A 26,451-nucleotide genomic window follows, 5' to 3' on the forward strand; every position below is an offset into this window, starting at 1 on the left:
GCTTTATTTTATATCGGTATGTGACAAAAAAGTCATAAGCTCATCAAACGGCATAGGTTTAGCAAACAAGTACCCTTGAGCCTCATCACAGCCTAACTTAATCATGTAGCTGGCCTGTTCGCGTTTTTCAACACCCTCTGCAATGGTAAGTAGGCCTAATTTATTGCCTAACGTTACTATTGTTTCAGCCAATACTGCACTTTTCCCAGGCTCAATGTCCTTTACAAACGATCTATCAACTTTCAATCGGTCTAAGGGTAGCTGCTGTAAATAACTCATCGATGAAAAGCCAGTACCAAAGTCATCAATAGCGATAGCCACGCCGTATTCTTTTAGTGAGCGTAGTGCGTCTATCACAATTTGTGGCTCATCCATTACCACGCTTTCTGTAATCTCTAATTCTAATAAACTAGGCTCACACTGCGACGCCTCCAGCGCCTCTTTAACTTTACTCACAAAAAGCTTATCTCGGAATTGAGGAATAGAGATATTTATCGCGACTCGTAGCGAGCCGTATCCCGCAGCTTTCAATTCTTGTAATCGACGGCAAGACTCCTCAAGCACCCACTGGCCTATATCGACAATTAACCCTGAGTATTCCGCTAACGGCACAAAAATAGCCGGCGACGTATAGCCACCATTGCCATCAGGCCAGCGTAGAAGGCCCTCCATGCCTACGACTTTTTCACTAAGTAAATCAACCTGCGGTTGAAACCACAGTTCCAGTTTACGTTCAATGAAGTCACTACGTAAGCGACGTATCATGTCGAGGCGCCATGTTGTTTGGTCTTCGATATCTTTTGCGTAATACTCAAAATTACCAATGAGGTTTTTCTTGGCACGATTGAGGGCAATATTCGTACGTTTTAACAGCTCGATACCAATGTTGCGTTTGTTGTCTAACCGACATAACCCCATCGTGACGCTGACGGGTAGCGTGTGTTCGCTAACTTTAAATGAAGACTGAAAAATAGCATCAATACTTTCAGGGTTTACGATATCAGACGGCCCGATTAATCCAAATACGTCGGCGCCAATACGGCCTTTTTTAACCTTGTCATCGAAACCGTCTAAAAAGCGTTGACCAATGGCGCGCAGAAGATCGTTACCGACCTCTTGTCCTAGACCATCGTTGATATCTGAAAAGTGATTAACATCAATAAGTGCAACCGAACAGTTTTCACATGAAAAAATATGCGGTTTATCCAACATATTAATGAACTCATTTCTGTTGGGTAAACGCGTCAACCAGTCTCTAAACGCCGCATTCCGAAGTTCATGGAACAAATTAACGTTCTCATAACCCACCGAGATACTGGATAGAAAAACCTCGAGTAAATTCTTATCTACATCGCCTATTTGCTTGGCCATGTGAATATATACTGCGGCTTCAAAGCCGGCGTGATTGATATACAGCACCGTGCAATCGGGTTCAAACACATGCTTTTTAAAACGCAGACACCGGCCAACATGATCAACGATATCGAGATTCTGTATTTTATCGATTGGTTCATTAATAAGTTCTGCATACTCACCTGCAGCACCGAGAACATAAATACCATCGTCGTCTCTGTCGAGCACCGCTCCCGCTTTTGCACACAGTAAGCCTTCAGCGTCTAACCCTATAAGTGAGCTTATTTGCGTTACCACACCCTCACAGAACCCTTTTACAGAGTGTTCTTCGAACAGATTTGCAGAAGACGCGATGATTTTCTCTAGCCCTTTCCTATTTTGACTGATTGTCATTATTTGTTGGTAAGAGCGAAGCGATGCAATCATCGTCGTCATTAATTTTGCGCGTGTTAATTCGGTTTTGGTTTTGTAGTCATTAATATCGTAGAGCTTTATCACTTCCTCTTCTGGAGCATAACCGGGCTGGCCGGTTCTGAGGATTATGCGAGGCTCCGGAAGCTGTAGCTCTTCGCGAATGTATTTTACCACCTCGAAACCGGCATCGTCGGTTTCCATTACCACATCAAGTAGGATAATCGCGATATCCTGTTTCATTTCACATAGAATGGCTTTCGCGTCTTTGGCCGAATAGGCATGAAGAAAGTTCAGGCTTCTATCGGAAACAGTAAGGTCTGATAATGCAAGGCGTGTAACGGTGTGAATTTCTTCATCATCATCAACGATAAGCACATTCCACTGTTTTTGAAATGTAGTATCAACTTCTACAACGCCATCGTCTTCTAAAAAGATGAGTTCGTCATTCTCGTAATCCGTTGCCGACATAACTTCTTAAATCCTCACTGCCTATTACCTTCATTATTGAGAGGCATTAAAACCCATCAGTCAACATTGATAAAACTTTGCCATGATGCAATAGTGGGCTACTGTCTTACCTTTTTAGCAATCTATTTGTATTAAGTCTATATGAAGATCACATCTGATATTTCGACAAACACTGTATCAAAACCAAAAAATGAAAATCAGGTGCCTAAAAAGGAAAGCGAAGAAACCCCAAACACTGCCGCTCAGAAAGCCTCATCAACCGTACATTTACAACAAAAAATACTTTCTTGGTTTTCTCGTGTTGGCATATCGCCTTCTATGTCATCTCCCGATCCAAAGCGTCAACAACAGGTTTTGGCACGCAGAAAACAGATCTTAGAAGCACAAAAAGCAAGCAATTTACAATCAATATTAAATATAGCATTAAATGTTGCAATAGCCGAGTCAGAAAAAGATACCGTCGACCCGGATTGGTTTTTTGCCTTTAGTTCGATGGCAGAAGAAATTCATAGCCCCGCCATGCAGGAGCTGTGGGGTAAGATATTTGCTGTTGAAGTCAGTAAGCCTGGTAGCTTTTCGCTTAGAAGCCTGCAAATTTTAAAGTCCATTACCCACCGCGATGCAAAAATATTTTCGCGCGCAGTGAGCATTGCCAGTAGAAGCCACCGAGACAGCGTACCGCGTATCTTAGTGGGCTTTCACCGAAGAAAAGGGTTGTTCACATTATTCAAACGTCGTTCACCAGAACAGCTTAGTCTTTCACACTTTGGTTTGTCTTTTCCTGATTTACTGGCTTTGCAAGATATGAAGCTTATTTATGCCAGCGAAATTGAAAGTGGAGAGTATACCGAGGGGCAACAAACAAAATGGCGGTGTGGAAGCGAGCAATTTGTGCTTTCGAGCAGAACCACTGGCGTGGCATTGATTTACTATAAATTCACGGCGTCAGGAAGTGAACTGGCCAAGTTGGTAGGGCGAAGCGATAATGCACATTACCTAACAATGCTTCACCAAGTATTAGGTGAAGCATTTGTTGTTAGTTAGCATCATAACAACGCACAATTAAATCCCATCGCCAAATTCATGAAGGCCGCACTCGCGTTTTAGCCCAAAGAATCGTGTATCTTGTTCGCTCATGCCTTCTTGGAGTGACTGAGTTGTATGCCAATCTCCGATAGAAACATAGCCTTGTTCCCAAAGAGGGTGATATGGCAAATCGTGTTCTTTCAAATAGTAATGTAGATCTTTATTACTCCAATCAATGATTGGATATAGCTTAAATTGACCACCTACCTTTTGAAGTACAGGCAATTTTCCTCGTGTGTCAGATTGACTGCGTCGCAATCCCGCAAACCACGTACCTACATCAAGTGCTTTTAACGCACGTTGCATAGGCTCTACTTTATTCATCTTGTTGTACTGCTCAATGCCATCAACACCTTTTTCCCACAGTCTACCAAAGCGCGCTTCTTGCCACGCTGACGACAAGGGTGCAGTGTATACGTGAAGATTTAGCGTCAACCTTTCCACCAACTCGTCGATAAACGTATAGGTTTCAGGGAAGAGATAACCCGTATCGGTCAGTACTACTGGTATGTCCGCTTTCGCCTGAGTAAGCATATGTAGCATCACAGCAGATTGTGCACCAAAGCTGGATGACACGATATGGGTCGTGGGCAAGTTTTCTAATGCCCACTTTACCCGCTCAGGTGCAGACATACCTTCAAGCTCTTCATTTATATCAGCAAGTACGTCCTTGCTGATATCTAATGAAAGAGGCTGACGATGGGAGAGCGTTAGATTACTCATAAAAGTCTCGAGCCGAATCAATTACTGGCTTAACAATATTTGCACGTATCACAAAATCACCAAATGCTTCATTTTGTTCACGCTCTTTTGACCATCTACCTATTAAGGTATCAAGCTCGGTCATAATTTCTTCTTCGCTAATATTCTCCAAGTACATCTTAGGAATACGCGTGCCTTCTCGGTTGCCACCGATATGTAAGTTATACTTACCTGGCCCTTTACCCACTAAACCGACTTCCGAAAGCATTGAGCGACCACAGCCGTTCGGACAACCAGTAACTCTAAAAATGATGCTGTCGTCAGCTAAACCATGCTTACCAAGCAAGCCTTCAATTTCAGTAACTGCGTCAGGCAAATAGCGTTCTGCTTCTGCCATGGCAAGCGGACATGTAGGTAATGATACACATGCCATTGAATCAAGGCGCTGGTTCGAAATTTGAGGCGCGATTAGGCCGTGTTCACGAGCTAACGCTTCGATATGTTCTTTCTCTTCTGGCGGCACGCCTGCAACGATTAAATTTTGGTTAGCTGTTAAACGGAAATCGCCTTTGTGTACTTTTGCAAGCTCGGCGCACCCTGTTTTCAGCGTCTTTCCTGGGTAGTCCAGAATACGGCCGTTTTCGATAAATAGCGTTAAATGATACTTACCGTCGATACCTTCAACCCAACCAAATCGGTCGCCACGCTCAGTGAACTCGTAAGGTTTACTATCTGCAAAAGAGATACCCGCTCGCTTCTCAACTTCTGCTTTAAAGTTATCTACACCTACACGCTCTAGTGTGTATTTTGTTTTCGCATTTTTTCTGTTGACACGATTTCCCCAGTCACGCTGCGTAGATACTACTGCTGCAGCAACGTCTAGCGTATTTTCTAATGGGATAAAACCAAAGTCGCTTGCTTTACGAGGGTACGTGCTTTTATCGCCATGGGTCATGGCAAGACCACCACCGACCAATACATTGAACCCGATTAGCTCTCCGTCTTGTGCAATAGCGACAAAGTTAAGGTCGTTAGCGTGTACGTCAACGTCGTTTTGCGGTGGAATAACAACCGTAGTTTTAAACTTACGCGGCAAATAATTATCACCTAAAATAGGCTCAACCGGCTTCTCAGTGGTTTCCACTCTTTCACCGTCTAACCAAATTTCTGCGTACGCACGCGTTTTAGGCAGCAAATGCTCACTGATTTTCTTTGCCCACTCAAATGCATCGGCGTGCAATTGAGATTCGACCGGATTAGACGTACACAACACGTTTCGATTTACGTCACCCGCTGTAGCAATAGAGTCGATGCCAGCTTTATTAAGCATCTGATGCATTGATTTAATCTTAGGCTTCAGTACACCGTGAAACTGAAAGGTTTGACGTGTTGTTAAACGAATACTGCCATAAGACGTGTGATCGTCTGCAAATTTGTCTATTGCTAGCCATTGGTCAGGCGTAATAACCCCACCCGGCAGACGCGCGCGAAGCATTACGTTATGTAACGGCTCTAGCTTTTGCTTTGCTCGCTCGGCGCGTATATCGCGGTCATCTTGCTGATACATACCGTGAAAACGAATTAACTGGAAGTTATCGGCGGTAAAGCCACCGGTTAAGTCATCTTTTAAATCGGCTTCAATAGTGCCACGAAGATTATTACTCTCGCGCTTCAAGCGTTCGTTATCAGCAAGTTTACCTTCTACTGTAAAGGGAGATTTTTCATTACTCATTAATAAACATCCTTCTGATAACGCTTCGCTTTGCGTAATGCTACAATGTAAGCCTTAGCGTCTGCTTCAGACTTTTGACCATGTTCTTGCACTATACTGATTAATGCATTTTCAACATCTTTTGCCATGTAAGTGGCATCGCCGCACACATAGAAGTGCGCGCCTTGCTCTAGCCATGCATACACTTCTTTACCGTTTTCTAAGAGGCGGTGCTGTACATAAACCTTTTCTTCTTGGTCGCGAGAAAATGCCAATGTAATTTTGTCGAGCAAACCGTCCTTCACATAGCCTTGCCATTCAACTTGGTACAAGAAATCCTGTGTAAAATTGGGGTTACCAAAGAACAACCAGTTTTTCCCTTCAGCGTCTTGCGCATCTCGCTCTTGCATGAAAGCTCGGAACGGAGCAATACCTGTTCCAGGCCCCACCATAATTACAGGCGTGTTAGGATCATCTGGCAGACGGAAATTATCATTGTTCTCAACGAAGACTTCTACTTCGCCGTTTTCTTGTAAGTACTCGCATAAGAAACCTGACGCGCCACCTTGATGGCGGTGACCAAATGCATCGTAATCGATATGAGCAACAGTAAGGTGTACTTCCTCTTCAACTTCTGCCTGACTAGACGCAATTGAATAAAGGCGCGGCGTTAATGGTCTGCACGCGTCAACTAACTGCTGGGCTGATAGCTTACCCGGATGATCGCGAACAATATCTATCAACTGGCGCTCGGCCATATAAGTTCTTAACTGCGCCTTGTCTTCCATCAATGCTGCAAGCGATTCAGAAGACGTTGCTGCTTGGTAAGCTTTAATAAAGTTGGGATAACTTAAGGTAAGCTCTAGTTTGCTTGTTAACGCTTCTTCAAGCGATAGCGTTGCATCGCCAACCGTAACCTCTGCTGCGCCTTCTAAGCCAAGCTCAGACAAAAATGCATGTACCAACGACGGCGCGTTTTTAAACCATACGCCCAACGCGTCACCAGGTTTGTAAGCAATCCCTGACTCTTCAAGGCTTATTTCAATGTGGCGAATGTCTTTAACTGAATCACGACCTGTGATTTTCTGAGAATCAATAAGACTAGCAACAAACGGGGCTTTCTTGGTGTAAGTTTGTGTCGGAGCACCTTGCACTGCTGCCCCTGTTTGTATCGCTACGGCGCTCGCAGTCGCATCAAAGTCATCTTTTAATGATGCGATTAGGCGGTCAACCCACGCTTGCGCCTCTGCTTCATAATCAACGTCACAGTCTAACCGTTCGATAACGGGTGTTGCGCCAAGTTTATTCAGTCGTTCATCGAAATCTTTACCCGTTTGACAGAAAAACTCATAGCTACTGTCACCCAAGCCGACTACTGCATACTTAGTATTTGGCAACTTAGGCGCTTTTTTACCGCCCAAGAATTCGTGTAATTCAATTGCATCGTCAGGTGCATCGCCTTCACCATGCGTACTGACAAACAGCGCAATATGCGTTTCATTTTTTACTTGGCGCGGCTTGTAATCTGCCATGCTAACTAGCTTACTGCTATACCCTGCCTCTTCAACCTTGGCCTGACACTGCTGAGCTAAACCTTTAGCGTTGCCTGTTTGAGAGCCATACAAGATAGTAAGCGTAGGTGCATTCGCGGCCGGCGCTGCTGTGCTTTGACCTTGCGCCACCGGCGCAACACCTGCACCTTGCGCTGCTGCAAGCCCTGCAGTAAAACCACTTACCCACGTAAGTTGGTCACGATTTAGGCCTGCGATTGCCTGCGTAATTGCATTATATTGCTGCTCATTGAGCACAGCACCAAGTGCTGAATTTGAATTCGATTCTTGTGACATAATTCTTTAGCCTTTATTCAATGCGACAAGGCTAACGGCTTTTTTGTAGAAGAGAAAAGATTAAATGAAGCTTTTTTATTACTGAAAGTAATTAAAAGGGTACTTGATATAAAAAACACGCACTGGGTAGGCCAGTGCGTGTTTTATTTTGTTACTCAATATGCGGCGCTACGCCTTTAAAAGTGGACTTCTAGACCTGCGAATACACCATCAAACTCCATGTCAGCATAAACGTCGTCAAGATCCTCAATATCTACGGTTACTTTTCTGTAACCCACTTGCAATGTCATATCTACCGCTAAACTTTCAATAAAGGAGTAAGCCACGGCTACTTGATAATCACTTAACTCATGATCGTCAAACGACAAATAGCTACCCTCTGCGTAAGCAGCCAGGCCAGTAAAAGGAAGGCCTAGCTGTAAACGCGAGTACGCCATTGGCACAACCCCCGAAAACTCACCGGTTCCCTGCGTATTACTCGCAGCATCAACGACAGAAAGCGAACCATCGATGTACTTTGCATTCACCCCTAAGTCAAAGCTAATTAGGTCGTTATCAAACAGTTCATAATACAAAATGAAATCGGTGGCCGTTAAATCTATAGTGGTATCAACGTTACTGTTTGCAGTATACAGTTCGCCATCGAACGTAAAACTGGTATCAAGCGCCGTTGTGCCACTGTTATCTAACGTTGTACGAGCCACTTTGATATTAGGAATAAACGGCAACGGATGCTCTACTGCCACATAAAACGATGTATTCGTTTCATCGTCAAAATTGAAGTTTGCCGTACTTGAACTATCGGCAAAACCTCCTGTTGTATCGGTTTGCCAAGCTTGAACACCAGCATAAACACCCGCAATCGTGTCTGACTGCGCCGACATAGACATCAAAGCACAGCCCAAACCCACTGCAATTAAACCCTTTTTCATGCGTTATCCTTGATTAAGAAGTTCTGAAAGTTCTATTAAAGCGGCATTTGCACGAGAAATATAGTTCGCCATGACTAACGAGTGATTAGCAAGCATACCAAAGCCACTTCCGTTTAATATCATTGGGCTAAAGACAGACTCTTGTGTCGCCTCTAACTCTCGAATAATTTGTTGTAAGCTTACCGTCGCGTTTTTATCTTCCAATACATCTGCAAACTCAATTTCTACCGCTTTTAAAAAGTGTAACAATGCCCATGTAGCGCCACGAGCTTCATAGAAGTTGTCATCAAGTTTCCACCAGCTTGTTTTTACCACGCGCTGCTGAGCAACAGGTGAAGAACGTCTCGCGTTGTTATCGCCTGCTAAATCGGTGTTTAGTCGCGCAGAGCCTACACTGGCGCTAAGGCGCTGTGAGTAACTTCCTAAACGCTTTTCTACTTGCTTAAGCCATTCACGTAAATTGTCAGCACGGGTGTAAAATTGACTGTCTGAGCGCTCGGCATTAGCCAATTCATCTCTGTACTGCTTAAGCAACGCAATACCGTCGCTATAGCTAGACTCAGACGATGGAAACATCCAGCTTCTGTGGTCCATATTAAATTTAGGATGTGCTTTGGTAAGATAGGTATTTTCAAGCGATTGGGATTGAGAGCGACTGAAATCTTTTCGCATAGATAGCGCCAGATCGCGAATCATCTCAACAACACCAAATTCCCACGCTGGCATATTATCTAGCAATAGGCTTGGTGGTATAACGTCATTAGAAAGGTAGCCACCCGGCTTATTGAGTAGGGTTTCTGACACTTCAATCATGGAAGAGGTAAGCGTAAGCCCTGCAACAGACGTTGGGTTTTGAATAGTGGTTTGCGCTTTTACTTGTGCTCTTACATCAAACGTATCTGGGTCTAAACTCCAATACCAACCAATCAACCAAAAAATCAAAAATAGAATTGCGGCGGCAATGCTTATCCCTTTCGCGTTCATAAACTGTTTCATTCTGCGCTCCCTTCCTTATAAATGGCATAAAGCCGGTCGGAGCCGGCTTTGTATAAGTACGCTGTTACTATTAAAAATAATCAAACCTGAATACCAACATGGAATATATCATTAACTACAGGCTATAAAATACAATTTAAATTTACAATGCATATGCGTTTTACTGATAAACCATGTTGCTTCGTTGCTTTTTGCGCGATAACGCATACACCACAAGGCCAACCACAATTATCGGCCAAAACGCACCTACTCCAGCAACAAACAGGGCGAGCAGCGCGACGCCAACACCGATAAACAAGGTACCTATTACGCTTACCGCAACCACAAACCCAACCACTGCCAACACAACACCTATAATTGATAACACGGCAACATTCTCCCATGGGCTAAGTAGTTCATCTGACATCACAATGTTGATACCAAAGAAATCATCAACCACGTTTCCTAAACAATTCACCAAAATAATGGCAAGTACTAACGCTATTAAAAAGTTTTTCATTATGAAAGCCTTGGCAGTAGCACGACTGCGGCAACATAGGCGGCAAGCACAACGACAGGTGCGAAGATTAACCCGGCGACAGCTGCAACGCGCACCCATACAGCATCGACATCAAAGTATTTAGCAAGCCCTGCACATACACCCGACACGACCGCCGAATCCAAATCTCTGTAAATTCTTTTTTGTGATGACATTTTCATAATGATTTCCTCTTGCATTAACATACAGTGTTATAGGTGTTGTCTGCGCACACTTAATTAGCGTGCGCGGGGCGCTTAGGCAACTTTTTGCTTTCTAAGCGTCTCAAGTTCTTTTTCGATTGATTCGTCGGCTTCCATCGCGTCGAACTCTGCTTGAAGCGAACTTGCTGAGTCTGACGTTGCAGTTAAATCGAACGCATCTGCTTGCGCCTCTAAACTATCGATTTTTTGCTCGTATTGCTCAAAACGCATCATGGCATCATCAATTTTGTTGCTATGTTCGGCGGCTTTCACCTTTAAACGCGTATGTGCTGATGCCTTTCTTGTCACTAACGTTTTCTGTTTCGCTTTAGCTTCCTGCAGTTTTGTATTAAGACGCGCAGTGTCAATTTGAATCTTATTGATGCTCTCTTCTAAATGATTCGCCTGCTCTTCTAGCGACGCTAACGATGCAGCGTACTTTTGCTTTTCAACCAGCGCCGCTTTTGCAAGTGACTCTTTGTCATTGTTCATAGCTAGCTGGGCTTTGTGCTGCCATCCGTCGATTTCTTTCTGAGCGCTTGCCGTTTTGCGTGCTAACGTTTTTTGTTGTGCAATATAACGCGCTGCATCGGTACGCACCTCGACTAGCGTCTCTTCCATCTCTTGGATGATTAACCGAATAATTTTTTCAGGATCTTCCGCTTTATCTAACATCGCGTTTAAGTTTGCTTGAACGATATCGTTGATGCGTGAAAACATACCCATGGCCTTTCTCCTTAACTCGTAAATTCAGTACTACCATGCGACGTTATTGATATTGCTTGGCAGCATATTTAATTTCTCCTTTACTATTACAACTCACGTGCCAAAGTTGCAAGACATTGAAATTAAACAGATTTATATTTAATCGCATTATTTAGCCTCTATTCTGTGGACGATTGATTTCACTAAGTGGTGATTTTCACCACCTGCTTTAATCAAATTGACCACTGCAAAATGGTGTCAGCGAAGCTATCGGTGATTACATGATGAAATCGAAACAGGTTTGATGGATAAGCGCAGATAACGTGACATATGAATAGATAACAAGATGGCACAGCAGAGTGTGTAGCGCGCTTTAGGAAGTCCATTTGTTAGAAATAAAAAAGGCACCTAATGGTGCCTAATCGTTTTATATTGTAGGTGGTCTAGCATAGACGCAAGCTGTAAATTGCAGTGACTACTCTGCGTCTTTATCTTGTTGTTTCGCATTCTCGGTGTCTGCGGAAACGATATCCGTAACACTTACACTACCCGCTGTGCTTTCACCTTCAAGGTCGAAGTGATAGGCGGTATTTACGACTGATTCATAAACATTTGCCTGTACCTCGTTCGACGTTACGGTAATGGCAGTTGACACCATACGTGTTAGTAACGACTCTAAAACTGATTCTTGTGCGCTTGCTGCGCCGCTAAATAAAGATGCTGATAAAATAGTTGCTGCTAATAGTGAAGTTTTCATAGTTTTTCTCAATGCTTAGTCACTGCAACAGCCCGCTGCCATTGCATGAATAAGGTATTGCGAAAGCTATGCCAAGAGAGAAAAAACCGTTAACCCATTGAAAATAAAAGATTCAATGAAGATATCTATTTTTTCTTTATCAAGTTTACATTTGGGTGAAAACTAACCTTTAGTCTAACTCGCCACCGAGTTGGTTTTTTTAACCACTCTCTTGTGTGCGCTTTTGTTCATTGAATGCCGCCACTTCTTTTTGAGCACTTTCGACAGCGTCTAGACCGTTCATCAATAAATTAGGATCTGGCGACTTTCCAGTGCCGTGCTGACTTAAATAACGTCGCCATACTCGGCCACCAGCCTGCCCTTGATATAGACCAAGAATATGCCTAGCGACATGCCACGGCTTAAAATAGGGGTCGTCCTGCTTCTCGATGTAGCGCTGCATAGCAATAACCACTTCACGACGGGATAGAACTGGCGCACTGTCGTCACCGAACACCTTGCTATCGACACCCGTCAGAATGTAAGGGTTGGAATACACTTCTCTTCCCATCATGACACCATCCACATGGTTGAGCTGCGTTAGCGTATCTTCTATCGTTTTTACACCGCCGTTAATACTAATAGACAGTTCTGGGTGCGCTTCTTTCAACGCATGCACACGTGGGTAGTTAAGCGGCGGGATCTCGCGATTTTCTTTCGGACTCAACCCCTGAAGCCATGCTTTTCTCGCGTGGACAATAAAAGTATCGCAGCCAGCATTGGCAACAATATCAATAAAGCGCGCGAAATCTTCGTACTCGTCCATGTCGTCAATACCAATACGGCATTTCACCGTAACCGGTATGTCGACCTCGGCCTGCATGGCTTTAACGCAGTCAGCAACCATTTGAGGCTGTGCCATTAAACACGCACCAAAGCTGCCGTTTTTCACACGATCAGACGGGCACCCTACATTGATATTTACCTCGTCGTAACCTCGTGCCTGTGATAACGCGGCACACTTTGCCATGTCGTCAGGGTTGCTTCCCCCTAACTGAACCGCAACGGGATGCTCTTCATCGTTGTAACCAAGGTAATCCCCCTTGCCGAAGATGATTGCGCCCGTTGTTACCATTTCTGTGTACAGAAGCGTATGTTTTGAAAGTAAACGTAAGAAATAACGACAATGACGGTCGGTCCAATCCAGCATAGGTGCCACCGAGAAGCGTCTATTCATCGCTAGGTTGTTGGTTTCATTGAAAGGTTTAATACGTTCACTCACAAAACTGTCTCTATAAAGGTTGTCGGCCGCAAAAAACGACACCCGTATATTTGTGCAAAGCAGAATAATACCGGAGTGGTGTCGTCAGATTTTTGCTAATTCTATCACGAAGGAAAGGGTTCGAAGAAATCAGAATGGGCGTAATTGGCCATCTTTTAAGGCTAAAGATAACCAATTACACTACTTTTACTCACTAGATTAAGCCTAAGTGCCCGGCATGAAACGCAATGTGCTCTTCAATAAATGATGCAATAAAGAAGTAACTGTGATCGTACCCTTCGTGCATATTGAGTGTAAGCTGGGTTCCAGATTTTTGAGCCGCATGAACTAACGCTTGTGGCTTCAATTGGTCTTGCAAAAATTCATCGCTGGTTCCTTGCTCAACTAACAGAGGAACAGCATGGGTTTTGTCTGCCATTAATGCCGAGGCGTCGTAGTGCTCCCATTGTGACTTATCATCCCCTAAATACTGCCCAAGCGCTTTTTGCCCCCAAGGACAATCGATAGGGTTACTAATAGGGCTAAATGCTGATACCGATACATAATGATTAGGGTTACGTAACCCGATAACTAGCGCACCATGACCGCCCATTGAATGACCGCTGATAGCGCGTTCGCGAGTAACCGGTAAGTTGGCCTCTACCACACGAGGTAATTCGTCAGTAATATAGTCATACATGTGATAATGTTCATCCCAGGGGGCCTGGGTTGCATTAACATAGAACCCTGCTCCAACACCAAAATCGTAGGCACCGTCTTTGTCATCGGGAACGCCTTCGCCCCGAGGACTCGTATCAGGCGCCACAATGGCCAAGCCTAATTCTGCAGCGAGTTTCATAGCCCCCGCTTTTTGCATAAAGTTTTGGTCGTTACAGGTAAGTCCAGACAGCCAATATAAAACCGGAACAGGCTTGTCTTTTGACGCAAAGGGAGGAAGAAATACCGCAAATGTCATTGCACATTTTGTTGCTTCAGACTGGTGTGTATATCGTAAATGTCTACCGCCGAATACTCTGTTTTCGCTAACAAGTTCCATTGCAGCTCCTTGTAAAATTACTGTTTCAATGTGAATCAGTAAACGACCTATCGGATTTTAGATCAAGTTCGTTTACACTAAGCGCCTAATTTTTGAGGTAAGTACAATGATTAAACGGCTTTTCCATCATTTGATTGGCACAATATCGGTTATTTTTTATTTTGTTAATACCGTTTTATGGGCAACGCCCATTATCGTGCTGTCTGTTTTTAAACTGATCCCCCTTGCCCTATGGCGCCGTTTTATCTCATACCTTCTTGATGCTTGCGCGACGGCATGGATAACAGTGAATAACCTGAATCAACGCATCAGCAGTGGCACTACTTGGCATGTTACGGGGTTGGAAAAGTTAACCCGTGAAGACTGGTATTTGGTGATTGCGAATCATCAATCGTGGGTTGATATTCTTGTGCTGCAACGGGTATTTAACCGACAAATTCCGTTCTTAAAGTTTTTCCTGAAGAAAGAACTTATTTATGTGCCTATTTTAGGCCTGACGTGGTGGGCACTCGATTTCCCGTTTATGCGGCGTTACTCAAAGTCTTTTCTTGCAAAGCATCCGCACCTAAAGGGCAAAGATATGGAAACTACACGCAAAGCGTGTGAGCGTTTTCGTTTTAAGCCTGTAAGCATAATGAATTTTGTAGAAGGCACACGTTTCACCAACAACAAACATAGCAAACAAAACTCTCCGTTTACGCATTTATTGAAACCAAAAGCAGGCGGTGTTGCATTTGTATTATCGGCAATGGGCTCTCAGCTTCATAAACTGATTGATGTGACTATCCAATATCCTCATGGCATTCCTACATTTTGGGACTTTGTCAGTGGTAAGGTAAAAGACATTCGCGTTCATATTGATGTCACGCCCATAAAAGAGATTATGGATAATGGTTATTACAGCGACGATTACTTTGATGATCCTGAAGTACGTGCGCGTTTTCAGCGCTGGCTGAACGACCGTTGGCATAAAAAAGATGAATTATTAACCTCATTTAACGCAACAAAGAAATCACTATGACTCGTGCAGTACTCGCGCCTTTTATTTTTGTTATTCATACCTCGCTTCAAATCGCTAACCTAGCGCTTTGGGGCGGATTAATTATTCTATTTGGCTTGGTAAAGCTTATTATGCCAAATGGCAGAGTAAGAGCATGGTGGAATAAAGTGATGCATGCGCTAATGTTCAGTTTTGGGCGTATAAGCGTAATACTCATTCGTCTATTTAATAACGTGGATATTGAATGTGCCGTTCATGGTGAACTTGCAAAAGATCGCTGGTACTTAATCATTGCAAATCACTTGAGTTATTTAGATATCGTTTTGTTAATTGAGTTTGCCACCTACCGCATACCCGCCCCAAAATTCTTTTTGAAAAAAGAACTTATATGGTTACCGTTTGTAGGCTTGGGCGCATGGGCGTTAGACATGCCTTTTATGCATCGTTTCACAAAAAAATACGTAGAAAAATACCCACACAAAAAGGGTAAAGATTTAGAAACCACCAAAAAATATTGTGAAAAATTTAAAACGGTCCCCACCACGGTAATTAACTTTGTGGAAGGGACTCGCTTTACACAAGAAAAGCATATCGCTAAGCAAAGCCCATACACGAATTTGCTACCGCCTAAAGCGGGGGGCGTATCATTTACATTGGCCGCCATGGGTGACTTATTTACCAATGTATTAGACATCTCGTTGTTGTACCCCGAAAACAAGAAGCATCCTATGATGGAAATGCTAAGCGGAAAGATGACAAAAATCATCATAGATGTGAGCGTTACGCCTATTCCAGAGCTTCAACAAGATAGCCATAAAAGCGAAGCCGAGTTTCGCGTTTATTTTCAGAACTGGCTAAATGGCCTGTGGAAAGAAAAAGATGCGCGCATCAAAAAGTTATTGGAGTCATAAAAATGGAAATGAGCTCGTCGTTACGCGATACCTTCATTAATATTGTTACTCACTTCTTTCCAACCATCGAAGCGGATAGCGCGTTTTATAATGCACTAGCGATAAGTTCGATAGTTGTTATCTCTATCGTTATCTACTTCTTCGCTAGACTTGTCGTTAGGCCTCAAATTGCAACGTGGGTTACACGTACAAACAACCGATGGGACAATGCCCTGCAGGCCCATGGCTTCTTTCGCCGCTTGATGCATTTGTTCCCTGCACTGTTTATCTTCCTGATAACACCGGTTCTTATCCATGAAGAATCTTTACTGCAAGGCATGCTGATTAAAGGCTCACAGCTTTATATGCTATACAGTGGGTTGCTTGGGATTTTTGCTTTACTCAGTACCATAGAAGACGTTTACAACGCGTCGGCGTTCTCAAGACGCGCGCCAATTACAGGCTTTATTCAAGTCGCGAAACTTGCGTTTGCCATTCTTACTATTTTATTCAGTATTTCGCTTATTGTTGATAGAAGCCCTCTTTTGCTTGTATCCGGGTTGACCGCAATTGCCGCCGTACTGTTGCTTATCTTCCGCGATACCATATTGGGCTTTGTCGCCGGAATTCAAATTGCAGCAAACCGTATGTTTAATACCGGTGATTGGATAAGCATGCCTAAATATGAAGTTGATGGTGAGATTCAAGAAATTGGGCTTACTAACGTAAAAGTACAAAACTGGGACAAGACTATTTCTACGCTGCCAACATATAGTTTAACCACTGAAGCCGTTAAGAACTGGCGCGGTATGCAAGAATCTGGTGGCCGAAGAATAAAACGCGCCGTTTATATTGATATTCATAGTATTAAGTTATGTGATAATGAGATGCTCGACCGGTTTTCTAACATTCGTTACATCAAAGACTATATTGAGAAGAAAAAGCACGACTTGCGAGCTTATCATCAAGATAGCGCAATCGATGAATCAGACTTGCTAAACAGTAGACGGCTTACGAATATCGGTACTTTCCGCGCTTACCTTGAAGCTTATCTTCGTAAACACCCTGATATCAATCAAGACCTAACGCTTATGGTCAGGCAGCTTCCTCCTAATGAGTTAGGCCTGCCGCTTGAATTATATTGCTTCAGCGCACACAAAGAATGGGTAGTATACGAGAAAGTACAGGCAGATATATTTGACCACGTAATGGCAATGCTATCGCTATTTGATTTAAACGCTTACCAACGGGATGGGCACATAGCCCTACTATCACAACAGTATTCCACGTCGGCTAATGCAGCAGCCAACGAAATAGACTAGCGGTGAACGCGTATTTTAGGTACAAAAAAACCGGCTCGTTATGAGCCGGTTTTTTTTAATGCATATGCATGCCGTTACGCCAATGCATAACCCATTACTAGGCAAACCACTAACCCTGTCACACCGAAAAAGCCATATTCTACTTTTTCCTGCATACCTTTAGGGCCGGTTTCAGTTGTTAGAAAGCCCATAATAATACTGCTAAGCCCCAGAGCGAAGGCGAGAAGTGCAACACCAAAAGTAATTGCGTTTATCCAATCAGTCATTCTCTTAACCCCTTAAATTTTCTGGCCGTATTATGCACGAATTAAAAGTTATTGAACATGCTCAAATTCGTTTAATTTTTTATGTAGGCATGTCATTTAAGACTTATTGATCTTAGTCAAATTCACTATAAAGTTAAATTTTTAACCAAAACTTTTTCAACACAGCACACCTAAGACGTACAGAAATAATTTAAGCTATTGTATTTTAAAGATTTTTAAATTTGGCATTAGGGTTGCTACATCATTACTAATTAAATGTATGTGATAAATCATGTGCACATCATGGCGGTAGAAGCTACGCCGTATAGCCAACACAGAATGCAGCCTGATGGCATCGTTAAAAGGATATTCAAAATGAAAGCAAAGCAACTTATTCCATTAGCAATAACCAGCACCCTACTCTCAACAGCGGCTTTCGCCCACGACACAAGCTGTGACATGGAACTGGAAGGAAATATTCAATACCACCATGGCTTACTCACCGTTGACATGAACAATGGCGGTTCGTTTTCGATTGATGAAACGCATACGCTGACTATTAATGGGGAACGCGCTGATTTAGATCGCGACCAACAAGCGTGGGTATCTACCTATTATGACAATATCGACACCGCTATTCCTATGACATTGAATATCGCAAGCGAAGGGTTAGAGATAGCAAGCCTTGCGGTCACTGAAGTGTTTGGTGAGTTGCTAGGCGCTGATTCATCATTAACCAACGATTTCGATACGCTATTTGTTTCCCTCAATGATAAATTGAACTATTCATTTTATGATGAGAACGGCGACATTCATGTAGACTCAACTCGCTTCGACGAGCCAGGTTGGTTTGATGAAAGCTGGGAAGCTGAATTTGAGGAAGAAATTGAATCGTTAGTCGCTAAGTCGATGGGCCATATCTTAGTCGCTATTGGCACACAGATGTTATGGGAAGGCGGTGACATGGATGCGTTTGAACAAAAGATGGAGCGTTTTGGCGAAACCATAGAGCATAGAATAGAAACTCAGGCAGCATCGCTTGAAGAAAAAGGCCATGCGTTGTGTGAAGTATTGAAACAAGCTGATTACGCGGAATCAAAAATGGCTGCGAATATTCCAGGGTTAGATGCATTAAACCTGTTGGATATCGACGGCTCAGAAATGAGAATGTAACCCTTAGAGATTTGGTTTCACCATAAAGCATTAAAAAGCGAGGCATAGGCCTCGCTTTTTTGTCTCTTGCATATCACCCCACATATTAATGGTATGCTTGATGATAAATAATGAATTAACACATTCGTTCTGAAAGAGGCTTGCTTATGTCAAAAAATGTTGTGATATGCGGATATGGTTGGCTTGGCCGCTATTTAGCCGCATCATTATCGCCCTCCACTTCAATCAGCGCGACAACACGAAGTAGTGAAAAGCTGAAAACCCTTAAACGTGAAGGAATACAAGGCATACGTTTTTCACTTGGCGATGACAGCCATGATTTACTGCACACTTTAAAGGGCGCAACGCTAGTCCTTAATATACCGCCAGGCAGACGCAACACCCAGCTTGATGACTTTACACAACAAATGAAGACGCTCGTCGATGATGCAAAGGGAGCCGGTGTTGCACAGGTTATATTTATCAGTACTACATCGGTCTATGGCGATGATACCACCCGCGAAATAAAAGAAACATCAAGCGTTATGCCTGAGACCGCTTCAGCCAAAGCACATGTGGACATAGAGCGTCATATTGCAGCCAGTATTGAGAACTACCAAATTCTGCGACTCGCAGGCTTAGTGGGCCCAGACCGTCACCCTGTTAACTCATTGTCAGGAAAATCACTCTCGGCGGGCAATAAACAAGTAAACTTGGTTCATATTGAAGATGTCGTCGCCGCAATAGTCAACGTTATCGAGGACGCATGCACGAACACAACACTGCATCTGTGCAGTAACACCCACCCTAAACGCGGTGAGTACTATCATGATGCCGCTATTGCTAAACAGCTTCCACCACCTATTTTCAGCGATACCGAAAAGCCACCAACGGGCAAAACAATTAACGCTACCTATAGCTGGAAAGCCTTAGGTGTCGTTCCCCGCTTTGCAGATCCAAACACAATGTACTAGCTTGCCATACTCTAGATATAAAAAAGCCCGCATCAATGCGGGCTTTTTAAAATACGTATTGTCACTGTTATCCAAATAGGCTTATACCGAAATATTTAACGGCGACGGTGTTTACGAAAATCACAAAAAGGATGAGTGGAATAAACGTTTTCAACGACACGTCAACGTACTTCTCAAACCAACTGCCTTTGTAGCCTGAACTGCCTTCTTCTAGCGACGCATTAAAGTTTGCACTTTTCCATCGGTAAATAACGAAAATACAAATTAATAGGCCGTTAAGCGGCAAAATAGTCTCGTAGAAAACATCTAAAATGATATCGAACAACGATTTATCAGCCCCTGCATAATGAGCAAGTTGCGTCAGCATTTCTACCTTGCCGAAAGACAATGCTGATAATATGGCTAGCAATATCATAATGCTGCCAAGTAATGTTAATGCCCACTTTCTGCTTACGCCTTTCTCATCCATTAATGCTGCAACGGGTACTTCGAAGATAGACACCAAAGACGTTATAGCCGCAAAAAACACCAATAAGAAAAACAAACTTGCGACGATAGACGCCCCCATGTAGCCAATCGAGTCCTGTAACGCCAGGAAAATGCTGGGCAGATAAGTAAATATCATTCCCACTGACGACTCGCTTAAATCTTCTGGGTTTATAGCAGGATTAAATGAAAAGATAGCAGGAAGGATCATAAGACCGGCAGTAAACGCTACCGCAGTATCCATCAGCGCAACAAGTTTTGCTGAGTTAGGTACATCGGATTTCTTATCGATATAACTTCCGTAAGTGATCAGAATACCCATACCTAAAGAAAGCGAGAAAAAGGCTTGTGCCAAGGCACTATTGACTACCGATGCGGTTAATTTAGAGAAGTCTGGAACAATATAGAACTTCACCCCTTCCATCGCATTTTCGCGGGTAAGTACGAATACCACTAGCCCAATAAGCATTATAAACAGCGACGGCATGAGGAGTTTAGCCGCTTTTTCGATGCCGTCTTTTACCCCGCCTTGCAATATAAGGTACACCACCGCGACAACCACAGCCATGTAAGCAAAGATTGACGGTGAATTAATAAATACGCCGAAGGTATCAGGGTTAGCGAGTTGGTCTAAGTTTCCGCTAACAGCCTCAACCAAATAGCCAAATATCCATACCGTAATAACCATATAAAACACGGAAATCATGAATGGAGTAGCAATGGCTAACCAGCCAGCAATTTTCCATTTCGGACTGTTCTTACTAATATCGCTATAAGCACCAAGGGGGTCTTTTTTCGCATGGCGGCCAACAGACATTTCTGCAAGCATTACTGGCAGGCAGATAGCAAAAACGAATACCGCGTACATTAGCAAAAATGCACCGCCACCATTTTTCGCCGCTCCCACGGGAAAACCAACCAAATTACCTATACCTACCGCTGACCCAGCCGCGGCTAATATAAACCCTATGCGCGATCCGAACTGTTCTCTGGCCCCGCTCATATCCCTTCCTCTTGTTGAGTTATTGTTATGTTTTTCAGGATGGCGATTATTTAAAAGTGACTACTACACGCTAAAGTTATTGGCGTCGACGTAGTGGTATTGCTTACTTATTACTAGTAAGTCAACACGCTGCACCATACCGAAAAGGCATGTTAACAGCAGTCAAATAAAAAGTCTTGAACTAGGGCACATTCACGCGCATCGAAACGTATCACCAAGTTACCACTTGGCCATCCCAATCGATAAAATGACACGCCTGTTCACGGTCAAGCCCGCCACTATGCTGGAACAACTTTTCAGCCGTGAAGGCGGGCGTAAATAGCTTTTTCGCTTTAACGTTTTTCTGAAAAGGAACCGACAACGCAGTATCTACGGTGCCAGGGTGATAACTCACTAACACTGCGTTTTTTAGTCGACGACGGTACTCTACCGACGCAGTTTTAATCAGCTGGTTTAATGCGGATTTTGATGCGCGGTAACCATACCACCCGCCTAGTTTGTTATCAGAGATGCTGCCTACGCGTGCACTCACACACACTACGGTCGCGTGCTGCGAATCCATTATTTTCACTAGGTTTTTCAGCCACATAGCAGGGATAATACTGTTTATGGCGAAATAAGTGCTTAATGCCTTTTCAGACATATCTTCCAAACGTTTCTCAGGCATTAATCCCAGCGTTTCGTTGTGTAGCACACCGGTTGTTATCACTACTGTGTTAAGTTTCCTACCTTCCTCTTTCAAGGTGTCACAAAAGGCTTTTATCGCGCTATCTGTGTGTTCGTGCAGCGAAACGCTTTTGACGCTATCCGGCCAATCATCTGCGTGGAAATCACGCCGACTGAGCGCCAGAACACTATCTCCTGCATGAGCATACTGAGACACCAAGGCACTACCAATCCCTCCTGATGCGCCAACAATTAACGTGTTATTTGTCATTAGGTTCTCCAGGGACACAACGAGCACAAGAGCGCTTTTTTCCCGTTAGCAAATAAGAAATCGTATAACGGTGACGTGCAAATACCGTATAAAACCAGTCTGCAAAAATCCGAATAACGGGCCATCTAAGCGGTGCATATAACCACCCTACTCCAACCGCTTTCCATGCTTGATGCGTAACATCTAACCCTGTAATTATCTCACCACTTGGCAACATAGCGTGTATGCGGGCATTTAACGCATCGTAATCAAGTTCTGGATATTCAGCACTAAACTGCGGGTCTTGGATATCGACCAACGTCAATGAATCCGTTTTGTCTCGTTTTTTGAGGTGGCGCATCTCGGCCATGCACAAAGGGCAGTAGCTATCATAAAAAATAATCATGTGTAACCTCTAATAGCAATCAACGCACTTCAACCCCGTCTAGCAAAGGCCACGGTGGCTACTAACCTAAACACCAAAACAAGGCGCGTGATTTATTTTCAATCTTTATCAATTTATACGCAGCAAAAAGCAGATTACGCATTAAACATGCGTAATTTTATTTGTTATTCGTTAATACGCTAAAAAAAACAGCTTGGATGACTTGAGTTTAGGGTTAAGCAATCCCACACTCACTGCACAGCAACGAAGAGGTTTACATAATGGCAAATTTACAAGTAGCGACACTCGGCGGTGGGTGTTTTTGGTGTATTGAGTCTGCGTTTAATAGCGTTGATGGCGTGGTAAAAGCATTATCTGGCTATGCGGGCGGCGACGCACCATCACCAACGTACGAAGCGGTATGCAGTGGAACTACCGGACACGTTGAAGTCGTACAAGTCACTTTCGATGCAGACAAGATAAGCTATCGAGAAGTCTTAGAGATTTTCTTTGCACTTCACGACCCAACGCAGGTAAATCGTCAAGGGAACGATGTAGGTACGCAGTATCGCAGTGCAATCTTTTATCATGATGATGCACAAAAAGTCGCCGCAGAAGCAATTATTGCTGAAATCGAGCAAGAAGAAATTTGGCCGAACCCAGTTGTGACCGAAGTTACGGCCCTTAATAATTACCACGAAGCTGAGGCATATCATCAGGATTACTTTAAAAACAACCCACAAAACCAGTATTGTTCAATGGTTGTTGCGCCAAAACTTGCGAAGTTTAAAAAGACCTTCGCCTCTCGCTTACGAACAGAGTAAGCAGTAAAAATGAAGGCTATAAAGCAGCAACATCAATAATGTGATCGTGCTGCTTTTTTGTTACATGAAAATGTGTGATGCCTTACTCATTAAACCATTGGTCATTCAACGGTATCGAAAATAGTAACGGTGCTGAAGCTTCATAATAAGCTGCCTGCGGCTCGCACGTTATATTTTTAAGGTAGTTCTTTTTCCACGGATCGTTAATAAGCCACAACGTATTGTCAATAATCGCGAGGCCTTCTATCGATGCGTTATCCATCACATAGGCAGCACAACCATTTTGCGCTTCTACTTCAAATGACAAGGCAATACGCTTTGCGTCTTTTTTACCTGTGGTATCGATAATCCATAATTCGTTGTCGTTACGTGCCGCCGCGAGCAAATAAGAATTCTCGCCAGCCGGTGTGTAAAGCACTAGCCCATTGATAGGGTGGCTTCCCTGCGAAAACATGGGTAATTTTAAAGCGGGTGCATCAACGACTGCAAATTTTTTACTCTCCCAAAATGTGTCAGACACGTTGACAGTAAAGACTCGCGGTTGGCCTGCGGTATCTTTTTCAAGCCCTAGGTACAGTGTTCCGTCACTCGCCATCGCCAGCCCTTCAATGCCATCATTGGGGAAATTACCCACATTTAGCGAAAGCGGGAATTGAAGTGGCCTGACATGCGTCATTGAGATATTCCCGTCTTTGCCTAATTTTAGCCGCACCAATAAGGTTGGGTAGTCTGTAGAGCCTGTGTTCTCATAAGCTTTCTCGCATCGCGGCGACAACGTACCTGTTCTCGTGGCATCTTCGGTAACCGTATAAAAAACCGTATCATCAAACGGGTCTGTTGCTAATGCTTCAAAGTCTGGTGCATTTTTCAAATAACCACTAAAACAACTGCGAGATACTCTCGAGCTCATAGAAAATACGTTACTGCTTGACACTAGCTCAGCATTTGATGGGGTGATGGTGTGCAGTTTTCGCTGCTGCATTTCTACAGCACTACCGTCAGCAATAGTAACAAGCTGTCCGTTCACATCGATAAGACCTGAGGTTTGAGGGTCTAACATTACTTTGCCCTCTTTGTCTTTAATCCACGTTCCAACCGATGTCAGTATGCTATTTTCACTGACTGGCGCGACCGCCACGTTAGTATCATCGAGCTGTGCTTTGTTATCACTACAGCTTGATAACAATACGACCGCAAAAAGAAGACAACTAGCACGTGTAAACATAGGTAATACATTCCTGAAATGAGTATACAAAACGAGCGGCACATCAAACTTTGTTAACGCACCTTTTTATGTAAGCGAGTATATCGAGCATACCGTTTTTAAACAAAAAATAGTAAGGTACATATCAATAGGCTAAGCAATACCCAAAGGGAGTATTCTTCTACAATGCAGCCACTACCTACTGTTCTAGCCGGCCCTATTGTACGTCGTGTTGAAAAAAATGCCTGCCATATCTGGTTCGTCACTAGTGTGCCTAGTACACCGACAATCGCACTAAAACAGGCAGATAACACAATCGACAGTGAGCAAAGCGCAACTTGCCTTAAAGTCGGCGAAAAGGCCTTCATACAGTTAGTAAGTATTCACTTAAAGAGCAGTTTCAAGCCGTCATCTACCATTTCATATTCAATAGTATTCGATAGTAATGAAGAACAGGCATCGTGGCAAAAGCGCGAAGAAAAACTGAAATATAAAAATCAATCGGCGCTTTCATTCCATTTCGCCCCCAGCCCTGAAACCATTTTACATGGGTCATGCCGAAAACCTCATTACGATGGTGACGATGCGCTTGCACAGGTCGATACACTTATTTCGCAATCATTCACTTCAGATTCAAAGCGGCCAGACATACTACTGATGACGGGCGATCAAATCTATGCAGATGATGTGGCAGGCCCAACACTGCAAGCTATTCAACAAGTCATTACGCAGTTGGGTTTGTTTGAGGAGCCCCTTGAAGGTGCGGTGGTAACACATTCATCTGAGCTTGCCACGCATGTGCATAATTTTTATGAACGCGAACAACTGCTGCCAAGCGTATCGACCAATACGGCCTTATCGGGGTTATTTTTTGGCGCGAAGAAGAAACCGGTATTTACCTCGGTTAACGCGCAAAACCATCTTATTAGCGGCGCAGAAGTACTCGCCATGTATTTCCTGGTGTGGTCGTCTGAACTTTGGGAAGACGTTTCATTTAACGCTGACGAGATTGACACCGTACATCGCGACAACTTTAAAAAAGAACAAGGTGTTATTGAACACTTCGTCACTTCACTCCCTTCAATTCAGCGCGCACTTGCCCATATTCCAACCTATATGATTTTTGATGATCATGATGTCACCGATGATTGGAACCTTACCAGAGGATGGGAAGAAGAAGTCTATGCTAACCCTTTTTCAAAACGCATGATTGGGAATGCGTTAACCGGCTACTTATTGTGCCAAGGTTGGGGGAATGCGCCAGAAAAATGTGGGCCGTTAATTAAACGTGCTAACGACATGCTAGCGATAAACACAGGAGACGCCAGAGATACATTTATCGACACCTTGTTTGAATTTGAAGACTGGGATTATCGAATCCATACCACGCCACAAATCGAAGTACTTGATACCCGTACTCGTCGATGGCGCTCTGAGTCGAGACCAAATAAGCCATCGGGGTTAATGGATTGGGAAGCGCTGTGTGAATTTCAGCAGGCCATCATTGGCAAAGACGCGGTTATCGTTGTGTCTGCAGCGCCAATTTATGGGGTTAAAGTGATTGAAGCAATTCAAAAAGCGTTTACGTTTTTTGGCAAAGCACTTACGGTCGATGCGGAAAACTGGATGGCCCATAAGGGTACTGCGAACGTCATGCTTAATATATTCCGTCACTACAAAACACCACCAGAATTCATTATTCTGTCCGGCGATGTTCATTATTCGTTCGTTTATGATGTCACGCTGCGTTTTAGAAGAAACAGCCCTCACATAACCCAGTTCACGTGTAGTGGCCTTAAGAATGCGTTTCCTGAAAAGCTTATACGCAATCTAGATAAATTAAACCGCGCTTTATACGGTCCATCATCTATTTTAAACGTATTTACCCGGCGCAGAAACATGCAGGTAAAACCAAGAAAGCCCAGTATCGGGGGGGGCGAATTACTTAACGGGAGCGCCATAGGTGTATTAAATATTTCACACAATACGTCTTCGGTTACCTGCAAAGCTTTGTTGAGTAACGGTAAAGAGGTAGAATTCCCGCCAGATAATGATGACTAGC

Annotated in this window: 25 protein-coding genes; 8 read left to right on the forward strand and 17 right to left on the reverse strand. The window is 43.6% G+C overall.

Going from position 1 to position 26,451, the window contains the following annotated elements:
- Nucleotides 1-3: 3 nt before the first annotated feature.
- Nucleotides 4-2,235, reverse strand: coding sequence for an EAL domain-containing protein (locus tag ACOJRU_RS14415; protein WP_421132431.1), 2,232 nt, complete (start codon nucleotides 2,233-2,235; stop codon nucleotides 4-6).
- A gap of 141 nt (nucleotides 2,236-2,376) precedes the next feature.
- Here ACOJRU_RS14415 and ACOJRU_RS14420 point away from each other — a divergent pair, with 141 nt between their 5' ends.
- A complete protein-coding gene (locus tag ACOJRU_RS14420) occupies nucleotides 2,377-3,279 on the forward strand; it encodes a TIGR03899 family protein (RefSeq protein ID WP_421132432.1) in 903 nt (300 codons plus the stop codon).
- Between the two features lie 18 nt (nucleotides 3,280-3,297).
- On the opposite strand, the gene ACOJRU_RS14425 is transcribed toward ACOJRU_RS14420, so the two are convergent.
- The 11 genes from ACOJRU_RS14425 to fghA form a co-directional block, all read right to left on the reverse strand.
- On the reverse strand, nucleotides 3,298-4,044 hold the full coding sequence (locus tag ACOJRU_RS14425) for a phosphoadenylyl-sulfate reductase (RefSeq protein ID WP_421132433.1): 747 nt from the start codon (nucleotides 4,042-4,044) through the stop codon (nucleotides 3,298-3,300).
- Nucleotides 4,037-5,755 carry an assimilatory sulfite reductase (NADPH) hemoprotein subunit gene (gene cysI, locus ACOJRU_RS14430; protein WP_421132434.1) on the reverse strand — a complete coding sequence of 573 codons (1,719 nt, stop codon included), beginning with the start codon at nucleotides 5,753-5,755 and terminating at the stop codon, nucleotides 4,037-4,039. Before cysI ends, ACOJRU_RS14425 begins: the two co-directional genes overlap by 8 nt.
- Entirely contained in the window at nucleotides 5,755-7,581 is a 1,827-nt protein-coding gene (locus ACOJRU_RS14435) for an assimilatory sulfite reductase (NADPH) flavoprotein subunit (protein ID WP_421132435.1), read from the reverse strand. Before ACOJRU_RS14435 ends, cysI begins: the two co-directional genes overlap by 1 nt.
- A gap of 176 nt (nucleotides 7,582-7,757) precedes the next feature.
- Nucleotides 7,758-8,513: a TIGR04219 family outer membrane beta-barrel protein gene (locus ACOJRU_RS14440; protein WP_421132436.1), complete on the reverse strand. Its 756-nt coding sequence runs from the start codon at nucleotides 8,511-8,513 to the stop codon at nucleotides 7,758-7,760.
- A 3-nt stretch (nucleotides 8,514-8,516) separates the two neighbouring features.
- Nucleotides 8,517-9,509: a DUF2333 family protein gene (locus ACOJRU_RS14445; RefSeq protein ID WP_421132437.1), complete on the reverse strand. Its 993-nt coding sequence runs from the start codon at nucleotides 9,507-9,509 to the stop codon at nucleotides 8,517-8,519.
- Between the two features lie 160 nt (nucleotides 9,510-9,669).
- Nucleotides 9,670-10,008 carry a hypothetical protein gene (locus ACOJRU_RS14450; RefSeq protein WP_421132438.1) on the reverse strand — a complete coding sequence of 113 codons (339 nt, stop codon included), beginning with the start codon at nucleotides 10,006-10,008 and terminating at the stop codon, nucleotides 9,670-9,672.
- The gene (locus tag ACOJRU_RS14455; RefSeq protein ID WP_421132439.1) at nucleotides 10,008-10,208 is read right to left on the reverse strand and encodes a PspC domain-containing protein; all 201 of its coding nucleotides are present in this window, start codon (nucleotides 10,206-10,208) and stop codon (nucleotides 10,008-10,010) included. The genes ACOJRU_RS14450 and ACOJRU_RS14455 overlap by 1 nt, the downstream gene beginning before the upstream one ends.
- A 75-nt stretch (nucleotides 10,209-10,283) precedes the next feature.
- Nucleotides 10,284-10,955: a phage shock protein PspA gene (gene pspA / locus ACOJRU_RS14460; protein ID WP_421132440.1), complete on the reverse strand. Its 672-nt coding sequence runs from the start codon at nucleotides 10,953-10,955 to the stop codon at nucleotides 10,284-10,286.
- A 454-nt stretch (nucleotides 10,956-11,409) separates the two neighbouring features.
- The gene (locus ACOJRU_RS14465) at nucleotides 11,410-11,691 is read right to left on the reverse strand and encodes a hypothetical protein (RefSeq protein WP_421132441.1); all 282 of its coding nucleotides are present in this window, start codon (nucleotides 11,689-11,691) and stop codon (nucleotides 11,410-11,412) included.
- 199 nt (nucleotides 11,692-11,890) lie between these two features.
- On the reverse strand, nucleotides 11,891-12,880 hold the full coding sequence (gene dusA, locus ACOJRU_RS14470; protein WP_421134779.1) for a tRNA dihydrouridine(20/20a) synthase DusA: 990 nt from the start codon (nucleotides 12,878-12,880) through the stop codon (nucleotides 11,891-11,893).
- A 265-nt stretch (nucleotides 12,881-13,145) separates the two neighbouring features.
- Entirely contained in the window at nucleotides 13,146-13,988 is an 843-nt protein-coding gene (gene fghA / locus ACOJRU_RS14475) for an S-formylglutathione hydrolase (RefSeq protein WP_421132442.1), read from the reverse strand.
- Nucleotides 13,989-14,094: 106 nt separating this feature from the next.
- Between fghA and ACOJRU_RS14480 the strand changes: the two genes are divergently transcribed.
- The 3 genes from ACOJRU_RS14480 to ACOJRU_RS14490 are packed head-to-tail and all read left to right on the forward strand — an operon-like array spanning nucleotide 14,095 to nucleotide 17,200.
- Complete coding sequence (locus ACOJRU_RS14480) at nucleotides 14,095-15,009, forward strand: acyltransferase (RefSeq protein WP_421132443.1); 915 nt, start codon at nucleotides 14,095-14,097, stop codon at nucleotides 15,007-15,009.
- Nucleotides 15,006-15,899, forward strand: a complete 894-nt coding sequence (locus ACOJRU_RS14485; protein WP_421132444.1) for an acyltransferase — start codon at nucleotides 15,006-15,008, stop codon at nucleotides 15,897-15,899. Before ACOJRU_RS14480 ends, ACOJRU_RS14485 begins: the two co-directional genes overlap by 4 nt.
- 2 nt (nucleotides 15,900-15,901) lie before the next feature.
- Nucleotides 15,902-17,200: a mechanosensitive ion channel family protein gene (locus tag ACOJRU_RS14490; protein ID WP_421132445.1), complete on the forward strand. Its 1,299-nt coding sequence runs from the start codon at nucleotides 15,902-15,904 to the stop codon at nucleotides 17,198-17,200.
- A 74-nt stretch (nucleotides 17,201-17,274) separates the two neighbouring features.
- On the opposite strand, the gene ACOJRU_RS14495 is transcribed toward ACOJRU_RS14490, so the two are convergent.
- On the reverse strand, nucleotides 17,275-17,466 hold the full coding sequence (locus ACOJRU_RS14495; protein ID WP_421132446.1) for a hypothetical protein: 192 nt from the start codon (nucleotides 17,464-17,466) through the stop codon (nucleotides 17,275-17,277).
- Between the two features lie 282 nt (nucleotides 17,467-17,748).
- Between ACOJRU_RS14495 and ACOJRU_RS14500 the strand changes: the two genes are divergently transcribed.
- Nucleotides 17,749-18,618, forward strand: coding sequence for a DUF2884 family protein (locus ACOJRU_RS14500; protein ID WP_421132447.1), 870 nt, complete (start codon nucleotides 17,749-17,751; stop codon nucleotides 18,616-18,618).
- Nucleotides 18,619-18,764: 146 nt separating this feature from the next.
- Nucleotides 18,765-19,571, forward strand: coding sequence for an NAD(P)H-binding protein (locus tag ACOJRU_RS14505; protein WP_421132448.1), 807 nt, complete (start codon nucleotides 18,765-18,767; stop codon nucleotides 19,569-19,571).
- Nucleotides 19,572-19,638: 67 nt separating this feature from the next.
- On the opposite strand, the gene ACOJRU_RS14510 is transcribed toward ACOJRU_RS14505, so the two are convergent.
- From ACOJRU_RS14510 to ACOJRU_RS14520, 3 genes are all read right to left on the reverse strand, one after another.
- On the reverse strand, nucleotides 19,639-21,060 hold the full coding sequence (locus tag ACOJRU_RS14510; RefSeq protein WP_421132449.1) for a sodium-dependent transporter: 1,422 nt from the start codon (nucleotides 21,058-21,060) through the stop codon (nucleotides 19,639-19,641).
- 211 nt (nucleotides 21,061-21,271) lie between these two features.
- Nucleotides 21,272-21,997, reverse strand: coding sequence for an SDR family NAD(P)-dependent oxidoreductase (locus tag ACOJRU_RS14515; RefSeq protein WP_421132450.1), 726 nt, complete (start codon nucleotides 21,995-21,997; stop codon nucleotides 21,272-21,274).
- A complete protein-coding gene (locus ACOJRU_RS14520) occupies nucleotides 21,987-22,382 on the reverse strand; it encodes a thiol-disulfide oxidoreductase DCC family protein (protein ID WP_421132451.1) in 396 nt (131 codons plus the stop codon). The genes ACOJRU_RS14515 and ACOJRU_RS14520 overlap by 11 nt, the downstream gene beginning before the upstream one ends.
- 260 nt (nucleotides 22,383-22,642) lie before the next feature.
- Between ACOJRU_RS14520 and msrA the strand changes: the two genes are divergently transcribed.
- Nucleotides 22,643-23,185, forward strand: a complete 543-nt coding sequence (gene msrA / locus ACOJRU_RS14525) for a peptide-methionine (S)-S-oxide reductase MsrA (protein WP_421132452.1) — start codon at nucleotides 22,643-22,645, stop codon at nucleotides 23,183-23,185.
- A gap of 82 nt (nucleotides 23,186-23,267) precedes the next feature.
- Here msrA and ACOJRU_RS14530 read toward each other — a convergent pair whose 3' ends face one another.
- Nucleotides 23,268-24,410 carry a hypothetical protein gene (locus ACOJRU_RS14530; RefSeq protein WP_421132453.1) on the reverse strand — a complete coding sequence of 381 codons (1,143 nt, stop codon included), beginning with the start codon at nucleotides 24,408-24,410 and terminating at the stop codon, nucleotides 23,268-23,270.
- Nucleotides 24,411-24,575: 165 nt separating this feature from the next.
- On the opposite strand from ACOJRU_RS14530, the gene ACOJRU_RS14535 reads away from it, so the two are divergent.
- Nucleotides 24,576-26,450, forward strand: a complete 1,875-nt coding sequence (locus ACOJRU_RS14535; protein WP_421132454.1) for an alkaline phosphatase family protein — start codon at nucleotides 24,576-24,578, stop codon at nucleotides 26,448-26,450.
- The last annotated feature ends 1 nt before the right edge of the window (nucleotide 26,451 follow it).

Source organism: Alteromonas algae, from assembly GCF_049117195.1.
Taxonomy (GTDB): domain Bacteria; phylum Pseudomonadota; class Gammaproteobacteria; order Enterobacterales; family Alteromonadaceae; genus Alteromonas.

Coding starts and splice junctions, on each gene's coding strand:
- ACOJRU_RS14415 (WP_421132431.1), bottom strand. CDS start 2,235: ATGTCGGCAACGGATTACGAGAATGACGAACTCATCTTTTTAGAAGAC.
- ACOJRU_RS14420 (WP_421132432.1), top strand. CDS start 2,377: ATGAAGATCACATCTGATATTTCGACAAACACTGTATCAAAACCAAAA.
- ACOJRU_RS14425 (WP_421132433.1), bottom strand. CDS start 4,044: ATGAGTAATCTAACGCTCTCCCATCGTCAGCCTCTTTCATTAGATATC.
- cysI (WP_421132434.1), bottom strand. CDS start 5,755: ATGAGTAATGAAAAATCTCCCTTTACAGTAGAAGGTAAACTTGCTGAT.
- ACOJRU_RS14435 (WP_421132435.1), bottom strand. CDS start 7,581: ATGTCACAAGAATCGAATTCAAATTCAGCACTTGGTGCTGTGCTCAAT.
- ACOJRU_RS14440 (WP_421132436.1), bottom strand. CDS start 8,513: ATGAAAAAGGGTTTAATTGCAGTGGGTTTGGGCTGTGCTTTGATGTCT.
- ACOJRU_RS14445 (WP_421132437.1), bottom strand. CDS start 9,509: ATGAAACAGTTTATGAACGCGAAAGGGATAAGCATTGCCGCCGCAATT.
- ACOJRU_RS14450 (WP_421132438.1), bottom strand. CDS start 10,008: ATGAAAAACTTTTTAATAGCGTTAGTACTTGCCATTATTTTGGTGAAT.
- ACOJRU_RS14455 (WP_421132439.1), bottom strand. CDS start 10,208: ATGAAAATGTCATCACAAAAAAGAATTTACAGAGATTTGGATTCGGCG.
- pspA (WP_421132440.1), bottom strand. CDS start 10,955: ATGGGTATGTTTTCACGCATCAACGATATCGTTCAAGCAAACTTAAAC.
- ACOJRU_RS14465 (WP_421132441.1), bottom strand. CDS start 11,691: ATGAAAACTTCACTATTAGCAGCAACTATTTTATCAGCATCTTTATTT.
- dusA (WP_421134779.1), bottom strand. CDS start 12,880: ATGCTGGATTGGACCGACCGTCATTGTCGTTATTTCTTACGTTTACTT.
- fghA (WP_421132442.1), bottom strand. CDS start 13,988: ATGGAACTTGTTAGCGAAAACAGAGTATTCGGCGGTAGACATTTACGA.
- ACOJRU_RS14480 (WP_421132443.1), top strand. CDS start 14,095: ATGATTAAACGGCTTTTCCATCATTTGATTGGCACAATATCGGTTATT.
- ACOJRU_RS14485 (WP_421132444.1), top strand. CDS start 15,006: ATGACTCGTGCAGTACTCGCGCCTTTTATTTTTGTTATTCATACCTCG.
- ACOJRU_RS14490 (WP_421132445.1), top strand. CDS start 15,902: ATGGAAATGAGCTCGTCGTTACGCGATACCTTCATTAATATTGTTACT.
- ACOJRU_RS14495 (WP_421132446.1), bottom strand. CDS start 17,466: ATGACTGATTGGATAAACGCAATTACTTTTGGTGTTGCACTTCTCGCC.
- ACOJRU_RS14500 (WP_421132447.1), top strand. CDS start 17,749: ATGGCGGTAGAAGCTACGCCGTATAGCCAACACAGAATGCAGCCTGAT.
- ACOJRU_RS14505 (WP_421132448.1), top strand. CDS start 18,765: ATGTCAAAAAATGTTGTGATATGCGGATATGGTTGGCTTGGCCGCTAT.
- ACOJRU_RS14510 (WP_421132449.1), bottom strand. CDS start 21,060: ATGAGCGGGGCCAGAGAACAGTTCGGATCGCGCATAGGGTTTATATTA.
- ACOJRU_RS14515 (WP_421132450.1), bottom strand. CDS start 21,997: ATGACAAATAACACGTTAATTGTTGGCGCATCAGGAGGGATTGGTAGT.
- ACOJRU_RS14520 (WP_421132451.1), bottom strand. CDS start 22,382: ATGATTATTTTTTATGATAGCTACTGCCCTTTGTGCATGGCCGAGATG.
- msrA (WP_421132452.1), top strand. CDS start 22,643: ATGGCAAATTTACAAGTAGCGACACTCGGCGGTGGGTGTTTTTGGTGT.
- ACOJRU_RS14530 (WP_421132453.1), bottom strand. CDS start 24,410: ATGTTTACACGTGCTAGTTGTCTTCTTTTTGCGGTCGTATTGTTATCA.
- ACOJRU_RS14535 (WP_421132454.1), top strand. CDS start 24,576: ATGCAGCCACTACCTACTGTTCTAGCCGGCCCTATTGTACGTCGTGTT.